The 12,943-nt window shown below is 58.0% G+C and carries 14 protein-coding genes; all 14 read left to right on the top strand.

Going from position 1 to position 12,943, the window contains the following annotated elements; genetic code table 11:
* Positions 1-261 precede the first annotated feature (261 nt).
* Positions 262-1,038 (top strand): threonine/serine exporter ThrE family protein, encoded by a 777-nt coding sequence (locus IM267_RS18240; protein ID WP_107534649.1) that lies wholly within the window; start codon positions 262-264, stop codon positions 1,036-1,038.
* A complete protein-coding gene (locus IM267_RS18235; protein WP_107534648.1) occupies positions 1,029-1,502 on the top strand; it encodes a threonine/serine exporter in 474 nt (157 codons plus the stop codon). The genes IM267_RS18240 and IM267_RS18235 overlap by 10 nt, the downstream gene beginning before the upstream one ends.
* Before the next feature lie 44 nt (positions 1,503-1,546).
* Positions 1,547-1,999: a MarR family winged helix-turn-helix transcriptional regulator gene (locus IM267_RS18230; RefSeq protein ID WP_063867389.1), complete on the top strand. Its 453-nt coding sequence runs from the start codon at positions 1,547-1,549 to the stop codon at positions 1,997-1,999.
* An 84-nt stretch (positions 2,000-2,083) separates the two neighbouring features.
* Complete coding sequence (locus IM267_RS18225; protein WP_003856578.1) at positions 2,084-2,512, top strand: organic hydroperoxide resistance protein; 429 nt, start codon at positions 2,084-2,086, stop codon at positions 2,510-2,512.
* A gap of 123 nt (positions 2,513-2,635) precedes the next feature.
* Positions 2,636-3,181: a primosomal protein DnaT gene (gene dnaT, locus IM267_RS18220; protein WP_193033996.1), complete on the top strand. Its 546-nt coding sequence runs from the start codon at positions 2,636-2,638 to the stop codon at positions 3,179-3,181.
* Entirely contained in the window at positions 3,178-3,915 is a 738-nt protein-coding gene (gene dnaC, locus IM267_RS18215) for a DNA replication protein DnaC (protein WP_063450743.1), read from the top strand. The genes dnaT and dnaC overlap by 4 nt, the downstream gene beginning before the upstream one ends.
* A 73-nt stretch (positions 3,916-3,988) precedes the next feature.
* Positions 3,989-4,471: a DUF2501 domain-containing protein gene (locus IM267_RS18210; protein ID WP_193033995.1), complete on the top strand. Its 483-nt coding sequence runs from the start codon at positions 3,989-3,991 to the stop codon at positions 4,469-4,471.
* Positions 4,472-4,738: 267 nt separating this feature from the next.
* The gene (opgB, locus tag IM267_RS18205) at positions 4,739-7,030 is read left to right on the top strand and encodes a phosphatidylglycerol--membrane-oligosaccharide glycerophosphotransferase (protein ID WP_193033994.1); all 2,292 of its coding nucleotides are present in this window, start codon (positions 4,739-4,741) and stop codon (positions 7,028-7,030) included.
* 180 nt (positions 7,031-7,210) lie between these two features.
* Positions 7,211-7,849, top strand: a complete 639-nt coding sequence (locus IM267_RS18200) for an EAL domain-containing protein (RefSeq protein WP_063867385.1) — start codon at positions 7,211-7,213, stop codon at positions 7,847-7,849.
* Positions 7,846-8,400 carry a LuxR C-terminal-related transcriptional regulator gene (locus tag IM267_RS18195; RefSeq protein ID WP_131636643.1) on the top strand — a complete coding sequence of 185 codons (555 nt, stop codon included), beginning with the start codon at positions 7,846-7,848 and terminating at the stop codon, positions 8,398-8,400. The genes IM267_RS18200 and IM267_RS18195 overlap by 4 nt, the downstream gene beginning before the upstream one ends.
* A gap of 20 nt (positions 8,401-8,420) precedes the next feature.
* Positions 8,421-8,921 carry a spore coat protein U domain-containing protein gene (locus tag IM267_RS18190; protein ID WP_063450747.1) on the top strand — a complete coding sequence of 167 codons (501 nt, stop codon included), beginning with the start codon at positions 8,421-8,423 and terminating at the stop codon, positions 8,919-8,921.
* Positions 8,922-8,923: 2 nt separating this feature from the next.
* Positions 8,924-9,703, top strand: a complete 780-nt coding sequence (locus IM267_RS18185; RefSeq protein WP_063450748.1) for a molecular chaperone — start codon at positions 8,924-8,926, stop codon at positions 9,701-9,703.
* On the top strand, positions 9,621-11,915 hold the full coding sequence (locus IM267_RS18180; RefSeq protein WP_226848169.1) for a fimbria/pilus outer membrane usher protein: 2,295 nt from the start codon (positions 9,621-9,623) through the stop codon (positions 11,913-11,915). Before IM267_RS18185 ends, IM267_RS18180 begins: the two co-directional genes overlap by 83 nt.
* Positions 11,906-12,862 carry a spore coat U domain-containing protein gene (locus IM267_RS18175; RefSeq protein WP_193033993.1) on the top strand — a complete coding sequence of 319 codons (957 nt, stop codon included), beginning with the start codon at positions 11,906-11,908 and terminating at the stop codon, positions 12,860-12,862. The genes IM267_RS18180 and IM267_RS18175 overlap by 10 nt, the downstream gene beginning before the upstream one ends.
* Positions 12,863-12,943: the final 81 nt, after the last annotated feature.

Raw genomic sequence — 12,943 nt, 5'->3', positions numbered from 1 at the left:
GCCCAATACTGGCTTAATATCGCATAAAGACCATAAATATTTAATTAAAACCACCTGAAAATATCGACAATATGAAATTAGAAATACTTAATGTATTATTTATATATATCCTTCGTTTATATTCATTAAATAAATAAAATACGTTTTCTCTTCCTGACTTCAGACGCGCAACCAATCGCACAAATCTTGATCTGGCCCAGCACAACGGCCACCGCACTTTGTGTTAAAAGTAAGCAATCTCTCTTCTTTTCAGGGCGTTTCATGCAGGCAGATCGGTCTACGCAGCGTGCCGCAACGCGGCTATGTATTCAGTGCGGGCTTTTCCTCTTACAGCACGGGGCAGAAAGCGCCCTCGTCGAAGAACTTTCCACGCGCCTCGGGCTGGCGCTGGGGATGGACAGCGTGGAGAGTTCCATCTCGTCAAATGCCATTGTGCTGACCACCATTAAGGACGGACAGTGCCTGACCTCCACGCGTAAAAATCACGATCGCGGCATTAACATGCACGTGGTAACGGAAGTGCAGCACATCGTGATCCTCGCCGAACACAAGCTGCTCGATCTCCGGGAGATAGAAAAACGTTTCAACCAAATCAAACCCCTGCGCTATCCGCGCTGGCTGGTTGTTTTGATGGTGGGGCTGTCCTGCGCCTGCTTCTGTAAGCTCAACAACGGCGGGTGGGACGGCGCGGTAGTGACCTTCTTTGCCAGCAGTATCGCGATGTACGTCCGCCAGCTTCTGACCCACAGGCAGCTGCATCCGCAGATTAACTTCTGTATTACGGCCTTTGTGGCGACAACCGTCTCCGGCCTGCTGCTGCGCCAGCCCGTCTTCGCCAGCACGCCTACGGTTGCGATGGCCGCCAGCGTATTGCTGCTGGTGCCGGGTTTTCCCTTAATCAACGCCGTCGCTGATATGTTTAAAGGCCATATCAATACCGGTCTGGCGCGCTGGGCGATAGCCAGCCTGCTGACGCTGGCAACCTGTATCGGGGTGGTCATGGCAATGACGATGTGGGGGTTACGCGGATGGGCGTGATAGATTTTCTGCTCGCACTGTCGCAGGACATGCTCCTGGCAGCCCTTCCCGCCGTTGGATTTGCGATGGTGTTTAACGTCCCACAGCGTGCGTTACCCTGGTGCGCGCTGCTCGGCGCCATTGGCCACGGCTCGCGTATGGTGATGATGACCGCGGGCTTTAATATCGAATGGTCGACGTTTATTGCCGCCATGCTGGTCGGCAGCATCGGTATCCAGTGGTCACGCTGGTATCTGGCACACCCGAAGGTGTTCACCGTGGCGGCAGTCATTCCTATGTTCCCGGGCATTTCGGCCTATACGGCAATGATATCCGCCGTAAAAATCAGTCACTTTGGCTACAGCGAACCCCAAATGATCCTGCTCCTGAGCAACTTCCTTAAGGCCTCGTCGATTGTGGGCGCGCTCTCAATCGGTCTGTCGATACCCGGATTATGGCTTTACCGTAAACGTCCGCGTGTATAATAAAATCGCTTGCAATTGTGTCGCGCACTATCTATATTCATTCCATGGACGCAAAAACGAACGACACCACCAATGCGCTTCTGCTGGATAACCAGCTCTGTTTTGCCCTCTATTCGGCAAACCTGGCGCTTAACAAGCTGTACCGGCAACTGCTGGCACCGCTTAACCTGACCTACCCGCAATACCTGGTGATGCTGGTGCTGTGGGAGCAGGATGATATTACGGTGTCGGACATTGGCGAGCGGCTGTTTCTGGATTCCGCCACGCTGACGCCCCTGCTGAAACGCCTGGAAAGCGCAGGACTGATCTCCCGCCAGCGCTCCCGTCAGGACGAACGTCAGGTTGCCGTCACCCTGAGCGACGCGGGTCGGGATCTGCAACAGCAGGCCGTGACGATCCCGCATGCCGTGGGCTGCGCCGCGCAGTGTGATACCGACACCATGCTGGCACTTAAACAACAGCTCGAACTGCTGCGCCAACAGCTGCATCGCGCGTAAGGCTATACTTTACGCGTCTAATTTTAACCACATACATCGTGCGCTATTTAATAGCGCACTTAAACACAAGATGAGGAACCTGCCATGTCTTTAGAAAAAGTTGTCTACACTGCCAAAGCCAAAGCAACCGGAGGCCGTGACGGTCGCGCAACCTCTTCCGATGGTGTCCTGGACGTCAAGCTGGGCGTGCCAAAAGAGATGGGCGGCATGGGGGGAGAAGTCACTAACCCTGAGCAGCTGTTCGCGGCGGGCTACTCTGCCTGCTTCCTGGGCGCGATGAAGTTCGTTGCAGCCCGCGATAAATTCGCCCTGCCAAAAGACGCTTTTATTGAAGGCGAAGTGGGGATCGGGCCGCTGCCAACCGGTTTCGGTATCGAAGCGAAGCTGAACATCCACGTTGAAGGGATGGACGCTGCGGAAGCCAAAAAGCTGGTGGATGCCGCCCACATCGTATGCCCGTACTCTAACGCAACGCGCGGCAATATCGACGTGACGCTCAACATCATCGCGTAAACAGCGCCTCTGATTGTTGCCCCGGTAGCGCAGCGCCGCCGGGGAAATCCTCTCCTTTCCTCCTCTCTCTCTGTGCTACCATAACCCTCAATCACGCCCGTAGTAATCAGTTGAGAAAGTGTTATGTCCTCCAGAATCCTGACCACCAGCATTGCTGGCATTGATGCCTTTATGCGCGACCCTCGCGGTGTGTTGACGCGCGCCGAAGGCGGCACGCTCGCGGTATTTGCCGACAACGCCCCGGCGTTTTATGCGGTCACGCCGGAACGTCTGGCGCAGCTTCTGGACATTGAAGCGAGGCTCTCGCGTCCGGCGAGCGACGTCATGCTGGATAATCAGTTTTTTGACGAACCCACCAGCGCCCCGGTGGCCGTGCCGATGGGAAAATTTCCCATGTACGCTGGCTGGCAGCCGGATGCCGATTTTCAGCGCCAGGCGGCCTTATGGGGAATAGCCCTCTCGCAGCCCGCGACGCCGGAAGAGCTGGCGGCCTTTACCGCTTACTGGCAGGCTGAAGGAAAAGTATTCCACCATGTTCAGTGGCAGCAAAAGCTTGCGCGCAGCCTGCAAATCAACCGCGCCAGCACCAACGGCCAGCCAAAACGTGATATCAATGCCTTTTCAGAACCGGACAAAAAAATTCCTGATGGATTCCGAGGTGCGAAATGAAAAACGTCGGCGACCTGATGAAACGTTTGCAGAAGATGATGCCAGCTAACGTGAAGCCCGCCTTCACCACCGGTGAAGAGCTGCTGGCGTGGCAAAAAGAGCAGGGTGAAATCCGTGCGGCTGCCCTCGCCCGCGAAAACCGCGCGATGAAAATGCAGCGCACCTTTAACCGCTCGGGCATTCGCCCCCTGCACCAGAACTGCTCCTTCGACAATTATAAGGTCGAATCGCAGGGGCAGATGAACGCCCTTAACCAGGCGCGCCAGTACGTGGATGAATTTGACGGCAACATCGCCAGCTTCATCTTTAGCGGTAAGCCCGGCACCGGGAAAAATCACCTGGCGGCCGCTATCTGCAACGAGCTGCTGCTGCGCGGGAAATCAGTGCTGATTATCACCGTGGCCGACATCATGTCAGCCATGAAGGACACCTTCAGCAACCGCGAAACCAGCGAAGAGCAGCTGCTGAATGATTTAAGTAACGTGGATCTGCTGGTGATCGACGAGATCGGCGTCCAGACCGAATCCCGCTACGAAAAAGTGATCATCAACCAGATTGTCGATCGCCGTTCGTCGTCAAAACGCCCCACCGGTATGCTGACGAACCACAATATCGACGAGATGACCCGCCTGCTGGGCGAGCGGGTGATGGACCGCATGAAGCTGGGCAACAGCCTGTACGTCATCTTCGACTGGGACAGCTACCGCAGCCGCGTCACCGGCAAAGAGTATTAAGACATTTCCAGGGAGCGCCGGAGGAGCAGAGGTATATACTGGAGCCCCTTCCGGCCCTATTGAGTAAGTCATTATGAAAAAACAGTTTTTTATCAGCATTCTTTCTGGCGCCCTGCTGGTGGCTGGCGCAGCGCAGGCCGCTTCATGGCAGGAGTCGCTTTCCAGCGCGGCGAATGAGTTAACCAAAGAGAGCGGCACGTCTCAGGGCGGGCTGTCCGCCTCATCCCTCACCGGTCTGCTGGGCAACAGTTCCCAAAGCCTGAGCGCCGGCACGATGAACAACGCGGCGGGCATCCTGGAATACTGTGCGAAGCAGAAGCTGGCGTCCGTGACCGATACCGAAAACATTAAGAATCAGGTGCTGGGCAAGCTGGGCCTGGACACCCAGGAGCAGAAAGCGGATACCAACTATATGGACGGTATTCAGGGCCTGCTGAACGCGCAAAATGGTCAGCAGCTGAACCTGAGCACCCTTGGAAACTCCTCTCTGGCAAAACAGGTGAAAACAAAAGCTTGCGATCTGGTGCTGAAACAGGGCGTTAATTTCCTCTCCTGACCCCCGTTTTCTGCCACAACACGCCGCGTTTATGACGTTACTCCTTCAGCGCGGCGTGAAGCGTGCATTTTTCTCTTTCTCTACCGCCTCAGCGTCCGTCTGTCAGGATGCGACCGTCCTCAAAAACCGATTTTATAAACCAAATCCTAACCACAGCACACTTTCGTGACACTAAAATTGCAGCTAAGCGACATCGCAATTACAGTGTATTACCCAAAAAAATAAGCTATTAGCCGGCTAAGCGTACGGCATGATGAGGATCTGCTGTTGTCAGAGTTACTATCCCTTGTCCTTTTTCTGGCATCCATCGGCGTTTATGCCTGGAAAGCCGGTCGTCACACCTGGTGGTTTGTTGCCACCCTGGTCGTGCTCGGCATTTTTATTGTTTTAAACATTACCTTATATGCCAGCGACTACTTTACCGGCGACGGTATTAACGACGCGGTGCTCTACACCCTGACGAACAGCCTCACCGGCGCAGGCGTGGGCAAATACATTCTCCCCGGCCTGGGGCTGGTGGTCGCACTGGTGGGCATTTTCGCTGCGCTGGCCTGGGTGCTGCGCCGTCGCCGTCACCGCCCGCATCACCATGGCTACAGCCTGCTGGCGCTGTGCCTGGCGCTGGCCTCCGTGGATGCCAGCCCGGCCTTCCATCAGATTACCGAGCTGGTAAAATCCCAGTCGCGCGATGGCGATCCGGACTTCGCGGCCTATTACAAAGAGCCGGCGAAAAAAATCGACAACCCCAAACTCAACCTGGTCTACATCTACGGGGAGAGTCTGGAGCGCACCTGGTTTGACAACGAGGCATTTCCGAACCTGACGCCGGAGCTCGGCGCGCTGAAAAATCAGGGCCTCGACTTCAGCCACACCGCGCAGCTGCCCGGCACGGATTACACCATTGCCGGGATGGTGGCCTCCCAGTGCGGCATCCCCCTGTTCGCCCCGTTTGAGGGTAACGCCTCCGCCTCAATGTCGAGCTTCTTCCCGCAGAACGTATGCCTCGGCGATATCCTGAAAAACTCGGGCTATGAAAACTACTTTATGCAGGGCGCTAACCTGCGCTTCGCCGGGAAGGACGTGTTCCTGAAATCCCACGGTTTCGATCACCTGTACGGTTCTGAAGAGCTGAAAACTACCGTGGCCGATCCGGCTTACCGTAACGACTGGGGCTTTTACGACGATACCGTTCTGGATGAAACCTGGAAGAAATTCGAGGAGCTTTCTCGCGCCGGTAAACGCTTCTCGCTGTTTGCGCTGACCGTTGACACGCACCACCCGGATGGTTTCGTCTCGCGCACCTGTAAGCGTAAGGGCTACGACATTGACGGCAAAAACAATAAGTCATTCAGCGCCGTAACCTGTAGCCAGGAGCATATCGCGGCGTTAATCGAGAAAATTAAAGCGTCGCCCTATTTCAAAAATACGGTCATCGTCGTGTCGTCTGACCATCTGGCGATGAAAAACAGCGCCTGGGATGAGCTGAACAAGCGCGATCGCAGCAACCTGTTCTTTGTACTGCGCGGCGATAAACCGCAGCAGGAGGTCATTGCCGCTAAGCGTAACTCGATGGATAACGGCGCTACCGTGCTCGACATTCTGGGCGGCGACAACTTTATCGGCCTGGGCCGCAGCACGCTGTCGGGACAGTCCCTGTCGGAAATCTTCCTCAACATGAAGGAAAAAATCCTCGCATGGAAGCCGGATATCATTCGCCTGTGGAACTTCCCGAAAGAGATAAACGATTTCACCATCGATCGGGATAAAAAAACGATCGCCTTCTCCGGTAGCCATTTCCGCCTGCCTCTGCTGCTGCGCGTGTCGGATAAGCGCGTCGAGCCGCTGCCGGAAAGCGAATACTCCGCGCCGCTGCGCTTCCAGCTGGCGGAATTCGCCCCGCGCGATAATTTCGTCTGGGTCGACAGGTGCTACAAAATGGGCCAGCTCTGGTCGCAACAGCTGTCGCTGTCCACCGACTGGTGCGTTTCTCAGGGGCAACTCGGCGGTGAGCAGACCGTGCAACACGTTGACAAACCGCAGTGGCAGGGAAAAACCGCGTTTAACGATACGGTCATTGATACCGCACGCTATCAGCGCAACGTTGACCTGCTGAAAATCGTCGACAACGACATTCGCTACAAAGCAGACAGCTTCATCTTCAATGTTGCCGGCGCGCCGGAAGAGGTGAAGCAGTTCAGCGGAATTTCACGTCCCGAATCCTGGGGGCGCTGGTCTAACGCACAGCTGGGGGATGAGGTGAAAATTGAGTATACCCATCCGCTGCCGGAGAAATTCGATCTGGTGATCACCGCCAGGGCATTTGGTCCCAATGCAAACCGCCCTATTCCGGTGCGCGTCGGTGATAAAGAACAGATGCTGACGCTGAGCAATGATGTCTCCACCAGCACGCTGCATTTTGATAACCCCTCGCGCAGCAATACGCTGGTGATCGTGCCGCCAGACCCGCAGTCCACTAACGAAGGAAATATCCTCGGCCATGCCCCGCGCCAGCTTGGGATTGGCATGGTGGAAATCAAAATCGTCAAAAACAGCGGCTAACGCGCGCAAAGCCCGGCTTCCAGCCGGGCTTTTTTGAAATTATATAATCCTTTATAATGTTTATAAATTAGATAAAAACGCTATATATAAGCAATTTTTATTTATAAATATCCCGCCAAATTCACAATTTATAAAATGTGCAGCTTCTGAATTTACCACGGAGCGTTACGCACTTTTATCATGCTAACCGGCTACAAGTTCGAATCCATCCGGGCACTGCGCAGCGAAAACGTCATTGCCTGGGAGGTATTGTCCACGGCGATGCCTCACGTCGATCTCGAAGACTATTTTTGCTCAATGTCCGCGACGCAGCGTAAAGCGCATTTCTTTGCGCAGCTTCGTCATGCCATGTTCTGCGAAGCGGGCGACAAATATTATCTCAACGCGACGACGGATCTGCTGCTGGAAACGGACTTCCTGGACAGGCTGAAAGAAGAGACGCCCAGCCCGGAGAGGCTTGCTATCGAAGTCACCGATCTTCACAGGCTGGTACACCTTGACGATACGCAAAGCCGGGCCCTGCGGACGTGCATCGCCACGCTGCACCAGTGGGGAATAGAAGTGTGGGCCGACGATGTGTGCGAAGACATTCTTCCCGACCTGCTTGCCAGCCAGATCCGCTTCTGCGGCGTAAAAATTGACAAGCATACCTTCTGGAGCGGACGCACCGAGCGGGAAAAGTTTTTACAGCTCACCCGCCAGTGCAAACGTCTCGCCGGCAAGGTGTTGATAGAAGGCATCGAAACCGCGGGGGATTTCGCACTGGCCCGCGCCAGCGTGGCCGATTACGGCCAGGGTTATCTGTGGGGCAGATCGTGACGTCTTGTATCGTTAACGCTGGCTATCAGGTCATCGTCCTGAGCGAAAACGCCTATTTATGGCTTGGCCTCGAGTGGCTCATCTCGACGGCGGTCACCCCTCGCCCTGATATGTACTGGATCAAAAACGCGAGTCCGGAAGGGCTTGTGCGCCTACAGGAGCGCCTGCTGGATACGCATGCCGGCGCGGACTGGCTGGTATTTACCGATGCGGACCGGGTCAGCGACGTCAACGCCTTCCTGCGCGGCGAGCGGGCGAGAGCGGTGGCGGACAATGTATCGCTTGCCCAGCTGAGCCGCTGTTTTAGCGACACGACCTTCACCTTCGAAAACACCGCCACGCTGACGTATCAGGAGATGCGGGTTTGCATGCTGTTTCATAAAGGATTTAGCCCGGCACGTATCGCGCAAATCCTCAATAAATCACCAAAAACGATCTACACCCACAAGCGTAACGCGATGAACAAATTTTGCTGCCATACCCTGGCGGAGTTTCATCGGAAGCTCTGCCTGCTGGACGCTCAGTCCTCTTCTTTGTCAATGCACCGTTAATCACGTTAGGAAATACAATCATGAGAATTATCTCCACCGCTGTATGTTGTTCAGTTCTCCTGCTTCCTGCCGCTGCAATCGCCGCAGACAACAGCACCGCGAGCGCGACGATGCACGTCTCACTGGAGGTGGTAAAGTCCTGCACCCTCAACGCCAACGATCTCAACTTCTCGCGCCACGGTACGGATGAAGCCGGTGAAATTGAGGCCAGGACGCAGGTCGATATCGTCTGCACCAACGGTACCCCGTTCACCCTTTCCGCGACCAGCAGCGACAGCAGCGAGAACGGCACCTTCTGGCTGAAGCCGGAAAACGGCGAAACGGGCGCGCAAAAGATTGCGTGGAAGCTGTTTGCTGACGAAGGCAAACAGACGCAAATCACCGGCACCGGGGGGCTCACCGATACCGGCAACGGGATGAAACAGGAAGAGACGCTGTATGGCGTGATTGATGCGGGCGCCCTGACGACTGCCCAGGCGGGTACCTACAGCGACGATGTTACCTTAAACCTGGAGTACTGATCGTGCGTCGCTTTCTTCCCTGCTTCATTATCTGGCTCATGATGCTGGCGCTGCTGTCACGCTACGCGCTGGCCGCCACGCTTCAGGTCGCGCCCGTGACGCTCGACATGCAGAGCGGTCAACGCGCAACGGCCGTTTACCTCACAAACAGCGGGAAAACGGCCATCCACGCTCAGATACGGGTGTACGAATGGTCCCAGAAAAACGGCAAGGATGTGCTGGAAGCGACCGAGGAAGTCGTCAGCAGCCCGGCGATGACCTCGCTGGCGCCGGGCCAGCAGCAGCTGGTGCGTATTATCGTGATGCAGCCGGGTGCTCATGAACAGGAGCAAAGCTACCGGCTGATCATCGATGAGCTGCCAGACGCCGCGTCCCGTGCGGCCAACCCCAGCGCGGTCCACTTCCTGCTGCGCTATTCGATTCCGGTCTTCATCGCCGGAAGCCAGACAACGCCCGTCAGCCAGGCTGTCCTGAGCTGCGAACAGGCCGACATTCCGGCCACGCTGCGCTGCTATAACGCCGGAAACCGCCATATTCGCCTCAGCCACCTTCAGGTGCTGACGGCCGACGGGCAGGTTGCTGCCGCAGTCAAAGGACTGGCGGGCTATGTGCTGCCGGGACAGACCGCGCTTGTGCCGCTTAAGCAGACTCCCCGCCACGCGCTTAGCGCGTTACGCGCCTACATCAATGACGATCGCCATGCCAGCCAGATCCCACTGCGCCCGCTCGCTGCTCGCGCTCCTGCTTTGGCTACCGCTCATGCTGCCAGCAGCCCGGGCTGAACCTCCGGTTGACGCCGTTCAGTGGCTGGCCATTACCGTAAACCACGCTCCGCGCGGCGAGCTGTGGGCCTGCCGCGTAGAGGGCGATGCGCTGTGGATTGGCCGCAGCGACATCGCAAAGCTGGGGCTCCGCGCCCCGGAAGGCCGCAGCGAGTGGGTTGAACTGACGTCCCTGCCGGGCCTGAAGGTCAGCCTCGACGTGCTTTCGCAGCAGGTGTCCATCAGCGCCGAGGCGAAGGCGCTTGAGGGGCAGCAGCACGTGACGTTCGGGAGGCCTCCCTCGCAGTACCGCTATCCTGAAGCGCAGCCCGTCAGCGCCTTTACGCTCGGGTACGCGCTCTATGCCAGCGAGTCCGAGGGAAAACGCCAGCTTAATGCGCAAACCACGCTGTCCGCCTCCGGGCCGCTGCCCGGCCTGTTCAGCAGCAGCTTTTCCAGCCATGCCGGGGAGGAAAACAGCGCGGGTCGCCCCACCCATACGCGCCTTGAAACCCGCTGGCAGCGGGATAACACAGACTCGCTGACCAGCCTGGCCCTGGGGGACAGCATCACCACCGGTACCCGCTGGAGCCGCCAGGTTCGCTTCGGCGGGCTGCACTGGGCGCGCAACTTTGAGCTCAATCCGCAGCTCAACACCGAACCGCGCAGCCGCTACAGCGACACGGCCGTCCTGCCTTCAACGGTCGATCTCTACATCGACGGCCTTAAGCAGAGCAGCCAGCAGGTAACGCCGGGAGATTTTCTGCTCGATACCCTGCCCGCCTTTACCGGCAGCGGGCAGGCGCAGGTGGTAATTACCGACATCAACGGCCAGCGGCGCACCGTTCAGCTCGATTTGTACGGCGCGCCGGGAATGCTGGCGGAGGGGCTCAGCAGCGGCTCGCTGGACATCGGCTGGATGCGGCAAAACTATTCGCTGCGCTCCGATGATTATGCCGCCTCGCCGATGCTCGACGCCGGCTGGCGCTATGGCGTGAATAACCAGCTAACGCTGGCGCTGCATACGGAACAGCAGCGAAAGCTGCGCAACCTGGGAACAGGCGCAGACTGGCTAATATCCCCCAGTGCGGGCATTCTCAGCCCGCACGTTGCCCTGAGCGACAGCACCTACGGTAAGGGGATGCAGTGGGGCATCGGCTGGCAGTGGAACGGTAGCGGAACAGGATTTTCCGCCAGCACCGTTCGTACCGATGCCGCCTTCGCCGATAACGCCCGCATGAGCGGGGCCGAGCCCGTCCGGCGCAGCGACAGCGTATGGGTCAGCCACGCATTTCCCCACTTCGGCACGCTGGGTGCGGGCTGGGTGCAGCAAAATATACAGGGCAACCGGCAGCGCTATCTCAATGCCTCCTGGTCCGTTTCGCTCCCGGCCCATCTCTCTACCACGCTGAGCTATACCCGCTCGTTTACGGACGGGTCGAGCAACATCCAGCTTATGCTCTCCGTCCCGCTGGGCCGCCAGAATACCCTCTCGGTTCAGGCCAGCCGGGAAAGGCCGCGCGTGGACTATCGTCACCAGCCAGACAATCAGGCGGGCGGCTGGTCCTGGCAGCTGGGGCAGGGCTTTGGCCAAAACCGGGAAAGGTATGCAGACGTGGGCTACCTTGGCCGCGCCGGAGAGTGGCACGTCGGGCTGGAGCAGAGTACTAACGCGGTCAACCAGTACGCCTCGGCCGAAGGCAGCCTGACGCTACTGGACAACAGCCTGCACGCTTTACGCTACAGCCAGCAGGGGCTGGCGCTGGTCTCCACGCGCGGTATCGGGCACGTGCCGGTGATGCTGGAAAACCGCCGGGCGGGCGAGACCGATGAGAAGGGATACCTTCTGCTGACCGACCTGCCGCGCTACCACAACAGCAAAGTCAGCATCGATCCGCTGGATCTGCCGCCCGACGTCATCGCCCCCGTCACCGACATGTATGCCAGACCGGGCAACAGCAGCGCGGTAAAAGTCGATTTTAACGTCCACCGCGCCGTGACGGTTCAGGCCCGGCTGGTCGACAGGCGCCGCCAGCCGCTGCCGCTGGGCAGCGTCGTTTCAACGCCACATGGCGCCACTATCGTGGGTCGCGACGGGTTTATCTGGCTTGAAGATCCGCCCCTGCCGGGCGAGCTGGTGGTGAAAACCGGTGAAGGCGAGTGCCGGGTCACGCTTCCGGCCCCGCGCACCGCGTCAACCGTAATCAATATTGGAGAACAGCTGTGTCAATAAAAACGCCGTTAACATTGTTGCTTGTGCTGTCCATGAAGGCGATGGCGGCAGCGTGCTGGATTACCTCCCCCGCAGTGATTAACTTCGGCAACGTCGTGCCGGGTAACGCCGCCTCGACCAACACCGAGGTAAAGTTTAGCTGTCAGGCCGATAACTTCGGCACGGCAGAGTACATCAACGTCTGTCTGAGCAGCATCGACGCCCCGCCCTTTCAGATGCTCTCGACGGGCGACCAGGAGGGAAAGCAGTACACCCTGCTGTTTCGCCTGCTTAACGGCCTCGCGCGATCGCAGGAGCTGGGCCCCGCCAGCCGCGGGGATCTCATCCAGCAGACCATCACGGCGCGAAGCAACGCCAGCGTCAGCGGCAGCTTTCCGCTTATCGCCACCCTGCCGGCGGGGCAAAGCCAACTCCCCGCGACCCACTATTACAACTACAACATGAACCTGCGCATCGCCTGGCACAGCGCCACCCGCCAGGATGCCCTGCAAAGCTGTGCTGACGGCTCCGCGGAGGGGGAACAGGTGCAGGGCGGGAGCAATGCGCAGGCCGAAATCAGCGAGGGATGCTACATAGAGCGTGTCACCCCGCTGAACTTCGGCACCCTGACCAGCACCACCGCGCTGCGCCCCACGCGCTCGACGGCGACCCTCACCACGCGCTGCCCGGCCGGAACCGCATTCACGCTTGCCATGGGGAAAGGCAATCATGCCAGCGGCGACTGGCGGCAGCTTTGCAACGATGAGGGGCAGTGCCTGCGCTATGGGCTCTGGCAGGATGCGGGGGCGACGCAGCGCTGGGGCGATCAAAGCAGCGGCGATACGCTGAACGTCACCAACCCCGCCGGCGGCACGCAGGACTTCACCGTTTACGGGGAGGTTCCGGCCCAGCCCCTGAGCGGGACGGGGGAGTTCATTGACGACGTGATAGTCACGCTGACTTATTAAACTCACCAAAAAACCGTCTGGATCAATGTTATCGGTAACAGTGGCGCTAAAATAGCCAATCACGCTGTTTGCTCAGGCGTA

Source organism: Enterobacter cloacae complex sp. P15RS, assembly GCF_014895905.1.
GTDB classification, from domain to species: Bacteria; Pseudomonadota; Gammaproteobacteria; order Enterobacterales; family Enterobacteriaceae; genus Enterobacter; species Enterobacter quasihormaechei.
The sequence above is the reverse complement of the archived record's forward strand: the minus strand, read 5'-3'. Positions and strand labels throughout refer to the sequence as shown.